The 16,627-nt window shown below is 59.9% G+C and carries 15 protein-coding genes and 3 tRNA genes; 9 read left to right on the plus strand and 9 right to left on the minus strand.

What is annotated here, in order from left to right; all coding sequences use genetic code 11:
• Positions 1 to 6 precede the first annotated feature (6 nt).
• Positions 7 to 210: a hypothetical protein gene (locus AC2FM5_RS00715; protein ID WP_170356934.1), complete on the minus strand. Its 204-nt coding sequence runs from the start codon at positions 208 to 210 to the stop codon at positions 7 to 9.
• A 1-nt stretch (position 211) separates the two neighbouring features.
• Between AC2FM5_RS00715 and AC2FM5_RS00720 the strand changes: the two genes are divergently transcribed.
• The gene (locus tag AC2FM5_RS00720) at positions 212 to 808 is read left to right on the plus strand and encodes a L,D-transpeptidase (RefSeq protein ID WP_409233613.1); all 597 of its coding nucleotides are present in this window, start codon (positions 212 to 214) and stop codon (positions 806 to 808) included.
• A 56-nt stretch (positions 809 to 864) separates the two neighbouring features.
• On the opposite strand, the gene AC2FM5_RS00725 is transcribed toward AC2FM5_RS00720, so the two are convergent.
• Both AC2FM5_RS00725 and AC2FM5_RS00730 read right to left on the minus strand, forming a co-directional pair.
• The gene (locus tag AC2FM5_RS00725) at positions 865 to 1,341 is read right to left on the minus strand and encodes a fasciclin domain-containing protein (protein ID WP_170338788.1); all 477 of its coding nucleotides are present in this window, start codon (positions 1,339 to 1,341) and stop codon (positions 865 to 867) included.
• Positions 1,342 to 1,416: 75 nt separating this feature from the next.
• Positions 1,417 to 2,262, minus strand: coding sequence for a class I SAM-dependent methyltransferase (locus AC2FM5_RS00730; protein ID WP_480635881.1), 846 nt, complete (start codon positions 2,260 to 2,262; stop codon positions 1,417 to 1,419).
• 143 nt (positions 2,263 to 2,405) lie between these two features.
• Here AC2FM5_RS00730 and AC2FM5_RS00735 point away from each other — a divergent pair, with 143 nt between their 5' ends.
• Complete coding sequence (locus AC2FM5_RS00735) at positions 2,406 to 3,521, plus strand: carboxylate-amine ligase (RefSeq protein ID WP_496733321.1); 1,116 nt, start codon at positions 2,406 to 2,408, stop codon at positions 3,519 to 3,521.
• Positions 3,522 to 3,524: 3 nt separating this feature from the next.
• On the opposite strand, the gene AC2FM5_RS00740 is transcribed toward AC2FM5_RS00735, so the two are convergent.
• The gene (locus tag AC2FM5_RS00740) at positions 3,525 to 4,382 is read right to left on the minus strand and encodes a hypothetical protein (protein ID WP_496733323.1); all 858 of its coding nucleotides are present in this window, start codon (positions 4,380 to 4,382) and stop codon (positions 3,525 to 3,527) included.
• Positions 4,383 to 4,556: 174 nt separating this feature from the next.
• Here AC2FM5_RS00740 and AC2FM5_RS00745 point away from each other — a divergent pair, with 174 nt between their 5' ends.
• The 4 genes from AC2FM5_RS00745 to AC2FM5_RS00760 all read left to right on the plus strand — a co-directional run bounded on the left by AC2FM5_RS00745 (position 4,557) and on the right by AC2FM5_RS00760 (position 8,109).
• A complete protein-coding gene (locus AC2FM5_RS00745; RefSeq protein WP_496733325.1) occupies positions 4,557 to 5,699 on the plus strand; it encodes an acyl-CoA dehydrogenase family protein in 1,143 nt (380 codons plus the stop codon).
• Between the two features lie 7 nt (positions 5,700 to 5,706).
• Entirely contained in the window at positions 5,707 to 6,741 is a 1,035-nt protein-coding gene (locus AC2FM5_RS00750; RefSeq protein ID WP_496733327.1) for an enoyl-CoA hydratase/isomerase family protein, read from the plus strand.
• A 3-nt stretch (positions 6,742 to 6,744) separates the two neighbouring features.
• The gene (gene mmsB, locus AC2FM5_RS00755) at positions 6,745 to 7,617 is read left to right on the plus strand and encodes a 3-hydroxyisobutyrate dehydrogenase (RefSeq protein WP_496733329.1); all 873 of its coding nucleotides are present in this window, start codon (positions 6,745 to 6,747) and stop codon (positions 7,615 to 7,617) included.
• A gap of 102 nt (positions 7,618 to 7,719) precedes the next feature.
• Positions 7,720 to 8,109 carry a hypothetical protein gene (locus tag AC2FM5_RS00760; RefSeq protein WP_496733331.1) on the plus strand — a complete coding sequence of 130 codons (390 nt, stop codon included), beginning with the start codon at positions 7,720 to 7,722 and terminating at the stop codon, positions 8,107 to 8,109.
• 12 nt (positions 8,110 to 8,121) lie between these two features.
• Here the strand turns inward: AC2FM5_RS00760 and uvrA are convergent, their stop codons facing one another.
• The 4 genes from uvrA to AC2FM5_RS00780 all read right to left on the minus strand — a co-directional run bounded on the left by uvrA (position 8,122) and on the right by AC2FM5_RS00780 (position 11,950).
• On the minus strand, positions 8,122 to 10,980 hold the full coding sequence (gene uvrA, locus AC2FM5_RS00765; protein ID WP_170389963.1) for an excinuclease ABC subunit UvrA: 2,859 nt from the start codon (positions 10,978 to 10,980) through the stop codon (positions 8,122 to 8,124).
• A gap of 104 nt (positions 10,981 to 11,084) precedes the next feature.
• Positions 11,085 to 11,654 carry a methyltransferase domain-containing protein gene (locus AC2FM5_RS00770; protein ID WP_496733334.1) on the minus strand — a complete coding sequence of 190 codons (570 nt, stop codon included), beginning with the start codon at positions 11,652 to 11,654 and terminating at the stop codon, positions 11,085 to 11,087.
• A gap of 92 nt (positions 11,655 to 11,746) precedes the next feature.
• Positions 11,747 to 11,823, minus strand: a tRNA-Asp gene (locus AC2FM5_RS00775).
• 50 nt (positions 11,824 to 11,873) lie between these two features.
• Positions 11,874 to 11,950, minus strand: a tRNA-Asp gene (locus tag AC2FM5_RS00780).
• 747 nt (positions 11,951 to 12,697) lie between these two features.
• On the opposite strand from AC2FM5_RS00780, the gene AC2FM5_RS00785 reads away from it, so the two are divergent.
• The 3 genes from AC2FM5_RS00785 to AC2FM5_RS00795 all read left to right on the plus strand — a co-directional run bounded on the left by AC2FM5_RS00785 (position 12,698) and on the right by AC2FM5_RS00795 (position 16,362).
• Positions 12,698 to 14,401, plus strand: a complete 1,704-nt coding sequence (locus AC2FM5_RS00785) for a M10 family metallopeptidase C-terminal domain-containing protein (protein ID WP_496733336.1) — start codon at positions 12,698 to 12,700, stop codon at positions 14,399 to 14,401.
• Between the two features lie 207 nt (positions 14,402 to 14,608).
• Positions 14,609 to 14,683 (plus strand) — tRNA-Val (locus AC2FM5_RS00790).
• Between the two features lie 95 nt (positions 14,684 to 14,778).
• Positions 14,779 to 16,362: an APC family permease gene (locus AC2FM5_RS00795; RefSeq protein ID WP_496733338.1), complete on the plus strand. Its 1,584-nt coding sequence runs from the start codon at positions 14,779 to 14,781 to the stop codon at positions 16,360 to 16,362.
• A gap of 47 nt (positions 16,363 to 16,409) precedes the next feature.
• Here the strand turns inward: AC2FM5_RS00795 and AC2FM5_RS00800 are convergent.
• Positions 16,410 to 16,627: S16 family serine protease (locus tag AC2FM5_RS00800; protein WP_496733340.1), on the minus strand; the 218-nt coding region annotated here is incomplete at its 5' end.

Below are 16,627 nucleotides of genomic sequence, written 5' to 3' on the forward strand. Positions count from 1 at the left end.
TAAAGATCAAAGGCCGCCCAAAATTGGGGCGGCCTTTTTGCCCGCAGGCAAACCCAGTCCGCCAACCGTCACCTTGTGCAGCTTCTGCTTGGCAAAAAACTGCGCAAGCCGGACTGCGTTCACGAGAATTTCAGCACCGACCTCTGGCTTCACCTCTCTGCCCGGCATAAATTGGCCGAAAATTCGAGCAGTCAGTCGCCAGGAGGCCATCGTGACAACCAGAATTTCCCGCCGCTCGGCCCTTTTGGGGGTAGCATCCGTATTGGCGTCGCCGACCTTGTTGCGGGCGCAGAGCCAGGACGCCTTCCCTCAAAGCGAGGAGGCGATCAGCACTCAGCTTCCCGTTCGCCGCAACGTATCGTCCTTTTCCAAGCAGGACTGGCAGGATCACTTCGATGAACTGGGCGTGGGCTGCTTGCTGGCAGACATCACCAGCCGGGCGGTGCATTACTGGGGTCCTGACGGTACCTACAAGCTGTACCCCAGCTCGGTTCCCATGAGCGAAGAGCTGACCAAACGCGGCTACACCGAAGTCGTGCGCAAAGCGGAAAACCCCAGCTGGACGCCGACCGCATCGATGCGCGAGCGCGATCCCAACCTGCCGATCCGCATGGAAGGTGGAGATCCGGGCAACCCACTTGGCACCCGCGCCATGTACCTGTCCTGGCCGGCTTACCTGGTGCATGGCACACATGACACCCGCAAGATCGGACGCCAAAGTTCATCCGGGTGCATCGGGTTGTACAACCAGCATGTCGAGGAACTGTATCCTCTGGTCCAGATCGGAACAAAAGTCAGACTGCTTTGAAACGACAAAGCCCCGGCCGATCGACCGGGGCTTTGATTTTGTGGCGAGTGTCTTGATTACTCGGGGATCAGAACAGTGTCGACGACGTGGATGACGCCGTTGCTTGCCTCGATGTCGGCCTGAACGACATTCGCTCCGTCGACCTTGACGCCGTTCTTGGCATTGACGCTCAGACGTTCGCCCTGAACGGTCAGAACCTTGGCCCGCTTACCAGCGATGTCACCCGACATCACTTTAGCCGGCACAACGTGATAGGTCAGGATGGCGACCAGCTGATCCTTGTTTTCGGGCATCAGCAGCGTCTCGACTGTACCCTCGGGCAGAGCGGCGAACGCTTCATCGGTGGGCGCGAACACCGTGTAGGGGCCTTTGCCCTTCAGCGTGTCCACCAGACCGGCGGCCTGAACAGCGGCAACCAGCGTGTTGAACGACCCGGCCGAAACTGCGGTGTCCACGATGTCTGCGGCTTGGGCTTTCATCGGCAGTGCGAGTGCGACGGCGGCTGCGGCACCCATGAATGTACGACGGAACATGTTTAGTCTCCTCTCCAGCGTGATATGGAAAGGGGTACGCGCGCTTTCAAAAAGCGGATCACGAAAAAATCTGCTTTACCGCTTCTGAACCCAAATACTCTGCGCGCGGCCTTCAGTCAGAAAAGGCAACGCTTCGACGGCATCGGGGCGCGCCTGCTGAAGGTAAAAACCGGGCCAAAGCATTGAAAAAGAACCAGATTGCAGCAAAGCGTGCAGCATGTACTGCTCGCCCCAACCCGGGCAGTCATAGAAAAACCGCTTGGGGTATTCATAGGGCAAAAAAACATCGTGGACATGGATCACGACGCCCGGTTTCAGGTTCGGAATGATGCGGCAGAACAGATGCGCTACGTCATTGCTCATGCGCACGACATGGCTCGAGTCGATGAACAGAACGTCTCCGGCCTCGAGCTGATCGAACACGGATGCGTCGACCTCTTCCAGTCGTTTCTGTTCGAATTGATCAACAACATGCGCGATGTCTGCGCGCGGATACGGGTCGATCGCCGTGATCCGCGTTTCCAAGCCGCCGTCTAGAACAGCTTGCCGGGTCACTCGGGTGGAGTTTCCACATCCGACCTCGACGACGCGTTTCGGCTTGAACCGTCGGATCATCAAGTACAGAGCGTCGGCGTCCGGACTGTCGTAGTACCCGTTGCCGATCCGGTAGCCGGTCTGGTTCCGCTCAGGATCCTTCAAAGCAGCCAGTGCTTCGGCATGGACCGTATATTCTGAGACCAGTTCGGCAATATCGAACCTTTCCATCCCGGGTGACAGGGCATAGGCCGGTCGCGTCAGGCCGCCTGCCCGCTCGAATGCTTCAAGCCGTGCCCGCTCATCCCGCTCGGGGGCCTTGTCGATCAACCGTGTGCCGAACCTGTCCAAGAATGCATTGAGCTTCGGGAATTTCCTGGGTTTCACGACATAAGGCTCCGATTATCTGTCTGGCTTCTGCGGTGCTTACCGTCGGCACACGGGTCAGCGCAAGGTCGATGGCGCCAAAGCCTTGGCAAAAGAGCGGATTCCGTATTCACTGATCCCAAAAGGGAACGGGAGGCCCGCACATGCAGCAGGATTTCACGATCGGCATCGAAGAGGAATACCTGCTTGTCGATCGCGACAGCTTGCAACTGGCGCAGGCGCCCGAGGCATTGATGCAGGCCTGCCAGGCGGATTTTGAAGGCCAGGTCAGCCCGGAATTCCTGCAATGCCAGATCGAGGTTGGAACCCGCCCGCATACGACGGTCAAGTCCGCGCGTGAGGACCTCAGACGGCTGCGGTCCTGTGTCGCCAAGCGCGCCGCCGAGCACAACCTGTCTCCCATCGCTGTATCCTGCCACCCTTTTGCGGATTGGAAAGACCAGCACCACACGCGAAAAGAGCGGTATGACAACCTGCAACACGCGCTGGGGGGTGTCGCCCGGCGCATGCTGATCTGCGGGATGCATGTGCATGTCGGCGTGGACGATCCCGCGCAGCGCGCCGATATCCTGCCGCAACTATGTTATTTTCTGCCCCACCTCCTGGCGCTTTCAACCTCATCACCATTCTGGAACGGACAGGATACCGGGCTGTCCTCGTATCGCCTGACGGTGTTCGACAACCTGCCCCGCACCGGCCTGCCCCCTGTTTTTGGCAGCTGGTCCGAATACGAGCGCACCACCGGTGTCCTGGTCGAATTGGGCGTAATCGAGGATACCTCGAAGATCTGGTGGGACCTTCGACCGTCGCACAGCTATCCGACGCTCGAGACGCGGATCATGGATGTGCAGCCTCGCATGGAACACGCGCTGTCGCTTGCGGCCATGGTGCAGGCACTGACCCGAATGCTCTGCCGTCTGAAAGACCGCAACCTGCGCTGGCGGCAATATGATCGGTTCCTGATCGGCGAAAACCGCTGGCGCGCGCAGCGCTACGGCGTGGGCGAAGGTCTGATCGACTTCGGAGACCGCTCGATCAAACCGATGCCCGACCTGATGGGCGAGTTGATGGGCATGTTGGCCGAAGATGCCGAAGCATTGGGCACCATGGCCGAGTTGGCCCGTTTGCGTCAGATCGCCGAGAGCGGCACCTCGGCCACGCGACAGCGTCGCGTTCACGCCGAAGCGCTGGCCAATGGCGACTATCCAGGCCAGGCCGTGGTCCGACACCTGATCGACGAATTCCACGCTGATCTGTGACGCTCATACCGCATTCAGGATCTGTCTGATCCGGTCGGCCACGGGCTCATACAGGCTGCGGGCTTTCCAATACCCATTGTGCGAAAACGGATTCCATCCGGTGAAGATATTCCCGACCCGAATAGCCTGATCGGTGATCACACCCGTCCCGACAAGCTGCCCATAGCTGGGCGCGATCGGTCCAAGGGGAAAGCCAAGAACGTCGTGCTTGTCATAATAGTTCTGCCACCAGTTATGGAATTGCAGGGTCAGTGGCAATTCCTGGTTGGGGCGTTGGATCGGCGTGATGTCCTGTTCGGGATAGGCAAACAGAAAGATCGGGATGTTGCAGCCAAACGTGACCATCCCGACTACAGTCTGCATGTCCTCCACCGGAACGCCATGCTGCGGCAATCCACCGTGGCGCAGATGGCGCTGAAGGTCATAGATGTAGTTCGACATAATGTGCCCACCCAAGGAATGAGCGACGATCAGGATGGGCGCGCGCTCGCCGATCTGAAACCGGACGATGCGTATCACCTGCGCAACTCGTTCATGGATCGCGGCATAGGTCTTGTCGCTGCCGTCGGGGGTCGGGCGATAGGATGCCGCGTCAGACAGGTTGCACACAACGAAACGGCGCGTGCGGTCATAGCCCGTATAGGGGCTTATGCTGTTCAGATAGTCCATCTGCCGGCCCTGCAGGATTTGCGCCCAGATCACCTCGTGCCAGGCAACTTTGCTCATGTCCTGCCCCAACTGCCGCCCCACCCGATCGTGCAAGTCGCTCGAAAACGTCGGCACCGAGGACGGCTGGTTCGGTCCGACCGACTGGCTGCCCATTCCGTGTATCGCAACCACGGCCATCTTGTAATTCGACATCCACAACTCCGATCAATCAATAAAACGAATGGCTCAGCATAACCGCCTTTTGGCAATCACCCAAATCCGGCGCATGAGCATCACGGGGTTTGCTCCGCGTGAAAAATTTCTGTAAGGATTGCGCAATAAATAAACAGTCGTTCAATTCACGTCGCCACAAGGGGGAGACCGGCCATGGATTTCGCGCTGACCGAGGAACAGACGGCCATTTTCGATATGGCCTACGCGTTCGGGCAAGAACAGATCGCACCTTTCGCCCGCCAGTGGGAGGCCGAGGGCACCATCCCCAAGGATCTGTGGCCCAAGGTCGGTGAACTGGGCTTTGGTGGACTGTACGTGTCCGAAGAAAGCGGCGGCTCGGGCTTGACCCGTCTCGACGCCACGCTGGTATTTGAGGCACTGTCGATGGCCTGCCCCTCGGTCGCGGCCTTTCTGTCGATCCACAACATGTGCGCCAAGATGTTGGACAGCTTTGCCAGCGATGAATTGAAATCACGCATCATGCCCGACGTTCTCAGCCTGAACACGGTGCTCAGCTATTGTCTGACCGAACCGGGCTCGGGTTCCGACGCGGCGGCGCTCAAGACGCGGGCCGAGCGCACCAACGAGGGCTATACGCTGAACGGCACCAAGGCCTTCATCTCGGGCGGCGGCTATTCCGACGCCTATGTCTGCATGGTGCGCACAGGCGGCGACGGGCCCAAGGGAATCTCGACCGTCTATGTCGAGGACGGCACAACAGGCCTCAGCTTTGGCGCGCTGGAACAGAAGATGGGCTGGAAAAGCCAGCCCACCGCGCAGGTCCAGTTCGACGACTGCAAGATCCCGGCCGAGAACCTTGTCGGGACCGAGGGCGACGGGTTCAAATACGCGATGATGGGCCTGGACGGCGGGCGCCTGAACATCGCCTCATGCTCGCTGGGCGCGGCGCAGGCGGGGCTGGACATGACGCTGCAGTACATGTCCGAGCGGAAGGCCTTCGGCCAAACCATCGACCAGTTCCAGGCCCTGCAGTTCCGCCTGGCCGACATGGAGATAGAGTTGCAGGCCGCCCGCACCTTCCTGCGGCAGGCCGCATGGAAGCTGGATCAGGGCGCGCCCGACGCCACCAAATTCTGCGCGATGGCCAAGAAATTCGTGACCGAGACCGGATCGAAAGTGGTCGATCAGTGCCTGCAACTGCATGGCGGTTACGGCTATCTGGCCGATTACGGCATCGAAAAGCTTGTGCGCGATCTGCGGGTGCATCAAATTCTGGAAGGCACGAATGAGATCATGCGCGTGATCGTTGCCCGCCAACTGCTCGCCCATCGCTGAGGTTTCCATGTCCGATATCGACATCCGCACCACGGGCCGCGCCGGCCGGATCACCCTGACCCGGCCCAAGGCGCTGAATGCGCTGAGCTACGAGATGTGCATGGCCATCGACACCGCCCTGCGCAATTGGCGCGAGGATGACGAGGTCGATCTGGTCATCCTTGATGCTGAGGGCGACAAGGCCTTTTGTGCGGGCGGTGATATTGCCGAGTTGTACGCAACGGGCACCAAGGGCGACTATGCCTATGGGCAGAAGTTCTGGCGCGATGAATACCGTCTGAACGCGATGATCTTCGAATATCCCAAGCCGGTGGTCAGCTTCCTGCAAGGCTTTACCATGGGCGGCGGCGTGGGCATCGGCTGTCACGGGACGCACCGGATCGTCGGCGAAAGCTCGAAGATCACGATGCCCGAATGCTCGATCGGGCTGGTGCCGGATGTGGGCGGGTCGCTGCTGTTGGCGCTGGCGCCGGGGCGGTTGGGCGAATATCTGGGCGTCACCGGCGCGCGCATGGGTCCGGGCGACGCGATCTATGCCGGGTTCGCCGATCACTTCATCCCACAGGACCAATGGCCCGACATGATCGAGATGCTCGAGGCCTCGGGCCAAGCCGACCTGCTGGCCGAACACGCCGCCCCTGCCCCGGACCGCACCTTGCCGCAGGACGACATCGACCGTTTCTTCGGTGGGGAAACCCTGGGCGACGTGCTGACCGACCTGCGCAATGGCGACACCGAATTCACCCGCGGGGCGCTTGAGGCGATGGGCCGCAATTCGCCGCTGTCCATGGCCTGCACGATCGAGATGCTGCACCGCCTGCGCGGCCCCGCCCTGACCATGCGCAAGGCGCTGGAGCTGGAATACCGCTTTACCTTCCGATCGATGGAGCACGGCGATTTTCTCGAGGGCATCCGGGCGCAGATCATCGACAAGGACCGCAACCCGAAATGGCAGTTTGCGGACATGAACGTGCCGGCCACGGCGGTATCACGGATGCTGATGCCGCTGGGCGCGGACACGCTGACATTCGAGGAGGAGTGAAACATGAAGATCGGATTCATTGGCCTGGGCAACATGGGCGCGCCGATGGCGGCCAATCTGGCCAAGGCCGGTCACGACGTGACCGGGTTCGACACCGCGGGCGTGTCGGTCGAGGGCGTGACCAAGGCCGAAACGGCCACTGATGCGGTCCGCGGCGCCGAGGCGGTCATCACCATGCTGCCCAATGGCGACATTCTGCGCGCGGTGGCCGATCAGATCATTCCGCACATGGAGAAAGGCGCGGTGTTCATCGACTGTTCGACCGTCGATGTGGACAGCGCCCGCGCCGTAGCGGAGCAGGCCGAACAGGCCGGGCTTCTGGCCGTGGACGCGCCGGTTTCGGGCGGAATCGGTGGCGCGGCCGCGGGCACGCTGACCTTCATGGCCGGCGGCTCGGACACGGCCTTTGCCAAGGCGGCCCCGCTGTTCGACATCATGGGCCAGAAGGCGGTGCATTGCGGCGCGGCGGGCGCCGGTCAGGCCGCCAAGATCTGCAACAACATGATCCTGGGTGTCACCATGATCGCCACTTGCGAGGCCTTTGCCTTGGCCGACAAGCTCGGTCTGGACCGGCAAAAGATGTTCGACGTGGTCAGCACCTCGTCGGGCTACAGCTGGAGCATGAACGCCTATTGCCCCGCCCCCGGTGTCGGGCCGCAGTCACCTGCGGACAACGGCTACAAGCCCGGTTTCGCTGCCGAGCTGATGCTCAAGGACCTGCGGCTCAGCCAGCAGGCCGCCGAAAGCGCCGACGCCGACACGCCGATGGGCCAGATCGCCACTGCGCTTTACGAACAGCTCGTCGAAGCCGAAGACGGCAAGGGAATGGATTTCTCGGCCATGCTGCCCCGGTTCGAAAAGCGCGGCCGCAGCTGAGCTTGGGCGGCATTTCGCCGCCCAGGGCTTGCACTTCGGGCGGTCATTCCAAAATATCGGGAAACGCGGCATGACGGCGCGACGAACCGAGGGGAACCGCCCATGAAGACACTTATGCATATTGCACTGCTTGCCGGCCTGTCACTGACCCCGGTCGCGACACTGGCTGACAACAGCAAAGGCAAAGGAAAGACCAAGGACACGTTCTCGGTCGAACGCGTGGCCCCGCAGAAGGGCGCAAAATCCGTTGCCAATTGCCCGCCCGGGTTGGCCAAGAAGGCCGTGCCCTGCGTCCCGCCCGGTCAGGCCAAGAACTGGTACAAGGTCGGAGACCGGATTGATCGCGACTATGTCTGGATCGACGATCCGTACCGCTATGGCCTGAAACGTGGCGGCAGCTACGTTCGCGCGGGCGACTACGTCTACAGAATCGACCCCGATACGCGCAAAGTGCTGAACCTTATCGGCGCGGTGGCGGATATTCTGTACTGACGCGCAGGCGCCCTATTCGGCCGCCACGCGCTCGGGGTTCAGCATCGGCTTGAGGTATCGCCCGGTGTGGCTGCGCTCGCATTCGGCGACCTTTTCCGGGGCGCCCACGGCAACGATCTCGCCGCCGCCATCGCCACCCTCAGGGCCGATGTCGATGATCCAGTCGGCGGTTTTCACCACGTCCAGATTGTGTTCGATCACGACGACAGTATTGCCCTGATCGACCAGTTCATGCAGCACTTCCAACAGCTTGCGCACGTCTTCGAAATGCAGGCCGGTTGTGGGCTCGTCCAGGATGTACAAGGTCCGGCCCGTCGAACGTTTTGCCAATTCTTTCGATAGCTTGACCCGCTGCGCCTCGCCGCCCGACAGGGTCGTGGCCTGCTGGCCGACCTTGATATAGCCCAGCCCCACGCGTGCCAGCGCATCCATCTTGTCGCGGATCGAGGGTACGGCCTTGAAGAACTCCTGCGCGTCTTCGACCGTCATGTCCAACACGTCGGCGATGGACTTGCCCTTGAACTTGATCTCGAGCGTCTCGCGGTTGTAACGCGCGCCCTTGCAGGTCTCGCAGGTGACATAGACGTCGGGCAGGAAATGCATCTCGATCTTGATGACCCCGTCGCCCTGACAGGCCTCGCAGCGCCCGCCCTTGACGTTGAAGCTGAACCGCCCGGGCTTGTAGCCCCGCGCCTTGGCTTCGGGCAGCCCGGCGAACCAGTCGCGGATCGGGGTGAAGGCGCCGGTATAGGTGGCCGGGTTCGACCGCGGCGTGCGCCCGATGGGCCGCTGGTCGATGTCGATCACCTTGTCCAGATGTTCCAGCCCCTTGATCGTTTCGCAGGGCGCAGGCGTCTGACGCGCACCATTCAGACGCATCGAGGCGGTCTTGAACAGCGTCTCGATCGTCAGGGTCGACTTGCCGCCGCCCGACACCCCGGTCACGCAGACGAACTTGCCCAGCGGAAACTCGGCCGTCACGTCTTTGAGGTTGTTGCCCGAAGCCTTTACAACCGTTACCTTTTTCTTGTTCCCCTTGCGCCGCTCGGCGGGCACCGGAATTTCCCGAACCCCCGACAGATACTGCCCTGTAATCGAGGCCGCATCGGCCGCGATCTGCTCGGGCGTGCCGTGGCTGACCACCTGCCCGCCATGCACGCCGGCACCGGGGCCGATGTCGAACACATAGTCGGCTTCGCGGATGGCTTCCTCGTCATGCTCGACGACGATCACGGTGTTGCCCTGATCGCGCAGGTTCTTCAGCGTGCCCAAAAGGCGGTCATTGTCGCGCTGATGCAACCCGATCGAGGGTTCGTCCAGCACGTAAAGCACGCCGGTCAGGCCCGAGCCGATCTGGCTGGCCAGCCGGATGCGCTGGCTTTCGCCGCCTGACAGGGTACCACTTGAACGAGACAGCGTAAGGTATTCCAAACCAACGTTATTCAGAAACCCCAACCGCTCACGGATCTCTTTCAGAATCGCGCGGGCAATCTCGTTTTTCTGGGCGCTCAGATGGTTCGGCGCGTCCTCGACCCAGGCCAGAGCCTCTTTGATCGACATTTCGACCACCTGACCGACATGCAGCCCTGCAATCTTGACGGCCAACGCCTCGGGGCGCAGGCGATAGCCCTCGCAAGTGTGGCAGGGACGGTTGTTCTGATACCGTTCGAATTCCTCGCGGATCCACGCGCTGTCGGTTTCGCGATAGCGGCGCTCCATGTTCGGGATAACGCCTTCAAAGCTGCGGGTCACCTGATAGACCCGTCCGCCTTCGTCATAGCGGAACTGGATTTCATCATCGCCCGAGCCATGCAGAAACACCTGCTGCACATGCGCCGGAAGGTCCTTCCACGGCGTGTTCTTGTCGAACTCGTAGTGGCGCGCGATCGCTTCGATCGTCTGCAGGAAATAGGGCGACTTGCCCTTGCGCCATGGAGCCAGTGCGCCGTCATACAGTTTCAAGGTCTGATCGGGCACCACAAGCCGTTCATCGAAAAACAGCTCGACCCCCAGCCCGTCGCAATCCGGGCAAGCCCCAAAGGGCGCGTTGAAGGAAAACAGGCGCGGTTCGATCTCGGGGATGGTGAACCCACTGACCGGACAGGCAAAGTTCTCGGAAAACGTGATGCGCTCGGGCTCTCCCTCGCGCGGGGCGGTCTCCAGTATCGCGATGCCATCGGCCAGATCCAGCGCGGTGCGCAGGCTGTCGGCCAGGCGGGTCTCCATCCCCTCGCGCACGACGATCCGATCAACAACCACGTCGATGTCATGGCGGAACTTCTTGTCCAGCGTCGGCGGCTCGTCCAGTTCGTAGAACTGGCCATCGACCTTGACGCGCTGGAACCCCTGCTTGCGCAGTTCCAGAAACTCTTTCTTGTACTCACCCTTGCGGTCGCGAACGATGGGCGCCAGCAGATAGCCTCGGGTGCCCTCCTCCATCGCCATGATCCGATCGACCATGTCCTGAACCTGCTGGGCTTCGATCGGCAAACCGGTGGCAGGGCTGTAGGGCGTGCCTGCGCGCGCGAACAGCAGGCGCAGATAGTCATAGATCTCGGTCACCGTTCCCACGGTCGAGCGTGGGTTTTTCGACGTGGTCTTCTGCTCGATCGAGATCGCCGGGGACAGGCCGCTAATGTGATCCACATCGGGCTTTTCCATCATGTCCAGAAACTGGCGCGCATAGGCCGAAAGGCTTTCGACATAGCGGCGCTGACCCTCGGCATAGATCGTATCGAATGCCAGCGACGACTTGCCCGACCCGGACAGACCCGTGATGACAACCAGCTGATCGCGCGGAATGTCCACGTCAATGTTTTTCAGGTTGTGCTCGCGCGCGCCGCGCACCTCGATATTCTTCAGCTCAGCCATTCAGGCCCCCAACACACAAGTGTCCTAGAGATAGGCGAGCGACGCTGAGTCTCCAACCGAAAAGTTAGAACAAAGTGTGAACGAGCAGATTTTCTCCACTTGGTTCACCCGTCTTCGGGCTTTCGCGCCATGGCCCAGGCACAGATCGGAAAATCCGGGTCGTTTTCCAGACTGTCGGTTTCAGGGTCATAGACGGGCGGCCACACCTGCTCGAGGTTCCGCAAAGCCGCCTGACGGTTGCCCCATTGCGCGGCCTGTATACTTCCCGGATCAAATCCGCATTCGGTCAGCAAGTTGCGCAATCCCCGCGCCGACCAACGCGAACAGTCGTGCGGAGCGGCATGGAAAGGGATGAAGAACGGCACGGCCAACCAGAACCACCCTCCCGGCCGCAGCATTTCCAGCACGTTCAGAGTGGCTTCATAGGGCCGGTCAAGATGTTCCCAGACCTGGTTGGCGAGTATCAGATCGAATTGCCGAACCTCCGCGCGCTCATCCATCAGCGGGCCTTTGCAGATATCGTGTTTACGATGCCAGATCTGGGTATGGCTGCGGAATCCGAACTGCGTTCCCCATTTTCCCGAAATTTCGGCGCAGTCCAGCGCCTCGGGCCCCAGGTTACGTATCCATTTCTTGCTTTCCCGAACCATGACGACGCGGTTCAAGCTGACCATCGAAAACCCCGACTGCGTGCTACCTGCCGGGACCGATTGTCCAGAAAAGCAACCCTGTGTCCACAGGGAACGCAAAGATTTTTGAGGAGAAGTGGCGCGGTTGACGGGGCTCGAACCCGCGACCCCCGGCGTGACAGGCCGGTACTCTAACCAACTGAGCTACAACCGCGCATTAGGATCTATGTCGATCCGTTTGCCCGGATCAAAGGCTGGCAGCGATGGCGCGGTTGACGGGGCTCGAACCCGCGACCCCCGGCGTGACAGGCCGGTACTCTAACCAACTGAGCTACAACCGCCCGCTGCCCGTTCATTGCTGAACGTTGGGGTGTATTATGGCCACGCCCGGGCATCGTCAAGCGGCGTTTTCAAGTTTTTTGCACGAACCGGAAAATTTGTTCCCGAGTGCCTTTGGCTTGCTCCTTTGGGATAGTGCCGGCGCGCACCGTTGCGTGAACCGGCACTCGCCGGACTTTCCACCGGCCAGCGTGCTCAATTGCGGTTGCCAGACTGCGCTCCCGCATAGGCTGTCGAATTGAAAGATTGCTTTTTGGTTTGTCCGCAGGAGCCTTGCTCGAACCGAAGGGGAAAGCCCACTCGCTGTGTAGACCCGACTTATCCACTGCCCCGACGTTTACTTGACGACACGGTTTTGCCGAAGTCTTGACCCAATCGAGCCACAACCATCTGGGAACTATTTACTTTCTGGCACGTCCACGAGAGAAGAGTCCCTGAAAGAATTCAGAGGCCGGGAATTCCTCCATGGTACTTTCCGATACCCTCCACCATGATCGCGCGCAGCAAACAGGGGGCTGCTAGAGGCCCCAAAAATACTGAAACCAGTTGAACACCAAAGAAGGCGATAATTTTCTATGTCGATTGCCAATACAACCAGTCCGGGCGCCAACCCGACCGGGCTTACGTACGTAGACGGATTGATCTGGGGGACATCCTGGGATCTCAGCACCAATATCGGAGGCCCGGCTGGAACGCTTACATATTCGTTTGATGACGGCACCCTTGGGGATCAACCGTTTGCAAAGTACATGAAGGCGGCAATTCGGGCAGCATTCGACCTGATCGAAACGATCATCCCCATTGAGTTCACCGAGACAAACTTTCTCGCGCCCAATGGCACCATCAACCAGGTGAACCTGACTTATGGCTTGGTGACCCAAGACACCCTGGGAGGTTCGATCGGGTTTCACCAAGTGCCGGGCGATACGCCTCTGCTGTCCGGCTCACTCGGTTTGGATGCGCTGTTTGGCCTGTTTGCGTACGATACCGTTTTGTGGAGCAAGGCTGCTTTGCGTAAGGGCGGTGAAGGCTTCGCGACGGTACTGCATGAAATTCTACATGGCATGGGGTTAGCTCACCCCCATGATGACGGCGGTTCTTCCTCGGTCTTTCCCGGGGTTACCCAACCCTTTGACGACTTCGGGACGGACGGACAAAATCAGGGCGTCTACACGATCATGTCCTACAATTCGGGTTACCCCGAAATGTTCCCCCTGCACTACTACGATATCGGCGGCACTGCCTCGCCAATGGCGTTGGACATCGCAGCACTGCAGGCGATCTACGGCACCCAGCAGCACAACACCGAAAACGACGTGTACAAGATCAAAGGATCGAACAAGGTCGGAACGGCCTGGACCTCAATTTGGGATACTGGCGGAATCGACACACTTTCGGCCGCCGGTGTCGGGCGTTCAGTGACGATCAACCTGAACGACGGCGACCTCGAGGGGGACGACGCCGGAGGTGCAGTATCATCCGCCGAAGGTGTTCGCGGCGGTTTTACAATCGCCAATTCTGTCGTCATCGAGAACGCGATTGGCGGCAACGGTGGGGACGCCATCCTCGGAAACGAGGTTGGCAACGTCCTGCAGGGTCGCGGTGGTTCCGACACCATCTACGGCGCCGAGGGTGAAGATACACTCAGCGGCGGCGGTGGCCACGATACGTTGTCTGGTGACACTGGTGCCGATACGGTTCTTGGCGGCGGCGGCAAGGACAACATCCTTGCGCAGGACGCGGACGGAAACGATGTTCTTGATGGAGGTGGTGGCAGCGACTGGATTCGCTTCCTCGGCACCGGGGCTGCCACTGTTGATCTGTCGAATATCGAGGCGCAGGACACCGGGTACGGCGTTGACACTTTGCAACGCATCGAAAACGTTTCCGGGACCGCTCAAGCTGACCAGATAACCGGGTCCAAAAAAGCCAACATCTTGCAGGGTAATGATGGAAACGACACACTCAACGGCCTGGAAGGAAGGGACACACTGGAAGGCGGTCAAGGAAATGACACTCTGACAGGCGGAACAGGATCCGACAAACTGCTGGGCGGCACCGGTCAAGATATCTTGGCCGGAGGAACCGGAAAAGACTTCCTGACCGGTGGCGACGATGCCGATACCTTCGTGTTCAACACGATAAAGGACAGCTCAAAATCCGCAGGCTCGGCGGATGTCATCACCGATTTCGAAGTCGGCGTGGACAAGATTGACCTCAGCGGAATTGACGCCAGCACGGTTCTGGATGGCGATGATGCTTTCACCTTCAACGGAACGACGCCGTTCTCGACTGCGGATGAAGGTGAGATCTACTACAAGCAGATCGATTCTCGCGGAACGGCTTCGGACAGGACCCTGGTCTTCATCGACACCGACGGGGACAAATCGCCCGAGATGGTCATCCGCTTGAATGGCCTCCTTGACCTGACAGCGGACGACTTCATCCTCTAGAAACGGCGCGATTCTCGAATGGACAAGGCCCCGGATTTCCGGGGCCTTGTCGTAGGAACGACTACCTGCAACACGAGCCGACGCCTCAGAATGACCGTGTCGATTTCACAGCTTGGCGCAGGATATCCTCATGCCTGAAGAGGTTAAGAACTCCAGCCATCTCCCCTCTTGCAGCCGGATAAAAAGCACTGTAAGACGCCGCCCTACGGGTGATTAGCTCAGTGGTAGAGCGCTTCGTTCACATCGAAGATGTCAGGAGTTCAAATCTCTTATCACCCACCATTCCCTCTCTTTTTCGACGCTTGAAACGGATGAGACTCGGCGTCTATCCTTGAGTTCGGGCCGGTGCAGCACCGGCATGGCAATCAGGGACATGCATGGCCGAACTAAAGCGCGACATCGGCCTGGTGGGTCTGACATTCATATCTGTCGGAGGAATCATTGGCTCAGGATGGCTGTTCGGGCCGCTTCTGGCCGTTCAGCACGCAGGCCCCGCGGCCGTTTTGTCCTGGGTCATCGGGGCCGTCGCAATGTTCATTCTGGCCATCACATTCGCCGAAATCTCTGCCATGTTGCCGATCCCCGGAGGGATCGCTCGGGTTCCGCAGTTTTCACACGGCAATATCGTCGCCATGACGATGGGTTGGACTGCCTGGATCGGGTACAACACGACCGCTCCGATCGAGGTCGAGGCGATGCTGTCCTACCTCGCACCCTATGCACGCTGGCTGCATGCGCCATCTGGTGACCTGACCGCGCCCGGACAGGCTGTGGCCTTGGCATTCATGGTGTTCTTCGTCCTGATCAACATGCTTGGCGTAAAGTTCTTTGCGCGGGTCAACACAATGATAACAAGCGCAAAAGTGGCCATTCCAATCCTGTTGTCCGTGGTGCTGATCCTTTCAAGTTTCAATGCCGAGAACTTCACGCAGCCCGAGGGGTTCGCACCGTATGGGCTCAAGGGAATAATGGCCGCCGTTTCGACCGGTGGTGTAATCTTCTCGTTCATCGGGTTCAGGCATGTGGTCGACATGGCAGGCGAGGTGCGAAACCCGAAATTCGACATTCCGGCGGCGCTTGTATTGTCGATCATCATGTGTGCGGCGATCTATCTGGGCCTGCAGATCGCTTTCATCGGCTCGCTCGACCCTCAGATGCTGGCGCAGGGCTGGGCCAAGCTGAGTTTTGCCGGAGAGGGCCCTTTGGACGGGGTCATAATGTCCGTTGGGATATTGTGGTTCATCAGCATCCTAAACGTCGGCTCGGTGATCGGACCGTTCGGAAACGCCCTCGTGGCCACCGGCTCGAACGCTCGGATCGCGATGGCCCTGTCGCAGAACGGGTTTCTGCCTGCGCGCATCCAACACCTGTCGGCATTTGGCGTGCCCATCTGGGCGCTGGTGCTCAACTTCGTGATTGGCACTCTTTTCCTTTTGACCATTCCCTTTGAGACGGTGATCGCCCTGAACGGGGCAGCGATCGTCCTGTCCTTCGCCGTCGGCCCCATCGCCGTTGTATGCCTGCGCAGCCTATTGCCAGACAGGCCCCGTTCGATCCGCGTTCCAGCGGTTGGTTTTGTCGGAATGCTGGCCTTTGCGATTGCAACTCTGATCGTCTACTGGAGCGGCTGGGATACTGTCTGGCGCCTAGGCATCACCCTTCTGATCGGGCTGCTCCTGCTTTTGGCGCGGTTTCGGGGACGCCTGGAGCAGATGGATCTCAATCAGGCCTTGTGGCTCGCGCCCTATCTGGCTGGACTTGGGTTGATCTCGTTTCTTGGTCAGTTCGGAGACGGCGCGCTGCACCTGATCCCGTTCGGGTGGGACATCTTGTTTTGCGCTCTGCTGTCATCGACGATTTTCTGGATCGCAGTCCGGTCCGCCCTACCCCCTGAGAAATTCCAGCGCTACATAGACGAGGAAGAAGTTCTGGACCCATCAAAACCTGTAATCGGGCTTTGAATCAGAAAGGGCGGGGATTATTCCCCGCCCTTCTCGTTGTTTTCAGATCAGTGCGCCGTGGCTGATGGTCCACTGTTATCCGAAGCCTTGGCCGCTGCGGCCGCGGCTTCTTCGGCGGCCTCATCCCATTCGATCGGCTCAGGTTTGCGCACCAGTGCGCGCTCCAGAACTTCCGACACGTGCTTGACCGGGATGATCTCCAGCCCTTCCTTCACGTTGTCGGGGATGTCGGCCAGATCCTTCTCGTTCTCTTCCGGAATAAGCA

It is taken from the genome of Ruegeria sp. BHSA162, from assembly GCF_059613385.1.

Bases quoted from the DNA above. Each gene is read 5' to 3' on its own strand.
- AC2FM5_RS00795 (WP_496733338.1), top strand. From the start codon at position 14,779: ATGGCCGAACTAAAGCGCGACATCGGCCTGGTGGGTCTGACATTCATA.
- AC2FM5_RS00735 (WP_496733321.1), top strand. From the start codon at position 2,406: ATGCAGCAGGATTTCACGATCGGCATCGAAGAGGAATACCTGCTTGTC.
- AC2FM5_RS00785 (WP_496733336.1), top strand. From the start codon at position 12,698: ATGAAGGCGGCAATTCGGGCAGCATTCGACCTGATCGAAACGATCATC.
- AC2FM5_RS00725 (WP_170338788.1), bottom strand. From the start codon at position 1,341: ATGTTCCGTCGTACATTCATGGGTGCCGCAGCCGCCGTCGCACTCGCA.
- AC2FM5_RS00740 (WP_496733323.1), bottom strand. From the start codon at position 4,382: ATGTCGAATTACAAGATGGCCGTGGTTGCGATACACGGAATGGGCAGC.
- uvrA (WP_170389963.1), bottom strand. From the start codon at position 10,980: ATGGCTGAGCTGAAGAATATCGAGGTGCGCGGCGCGCGCGAGCACAAC.
- AC2FM5_RS00745 (WP_496733325.1), top strand. From the start codon at position 4,557: ATGGATTTCGCGCTGACCGAGGAACAGACGGCCATTTTCGATATGGCC.
- AC2FM5_RS00715 (WP_170356934.1), bottom strand. From the start codon at position 210: ATGGCCTCCTGGCGACTGACTGCTCGAATTTTCGGCCAATTTATGCCG.
- mmsB (WP_496733329.1), top strand. From the start codon at position 6,745: ATGAAGATCGGATTCATTGGCCTGGGCAACATGGGCGCGCCGATGGCG.
- AC2FM5_RS00750 (WP_496733327.1), top strand. From the start codon at position 5,707: ATGTCCGATATCGACATCCGCACCACGGGCCGCGCCGGCCGGATCACC.
- AC2FM5_RS00760 (WP_496733331.1), top strand. From the start codon at position 7,720: ATGAAGACACTTATGCATATTGCACTGCTTGCCGGCCTGTCACTGACC.
- AC2FM5_RS00770 (WP_496733334.1), bottom strand. From the start codon at position 11,654: ATGGTCAGCTTGAACCGCGTCGTCATGGTTCGGGAAAGCAAGAAATGG.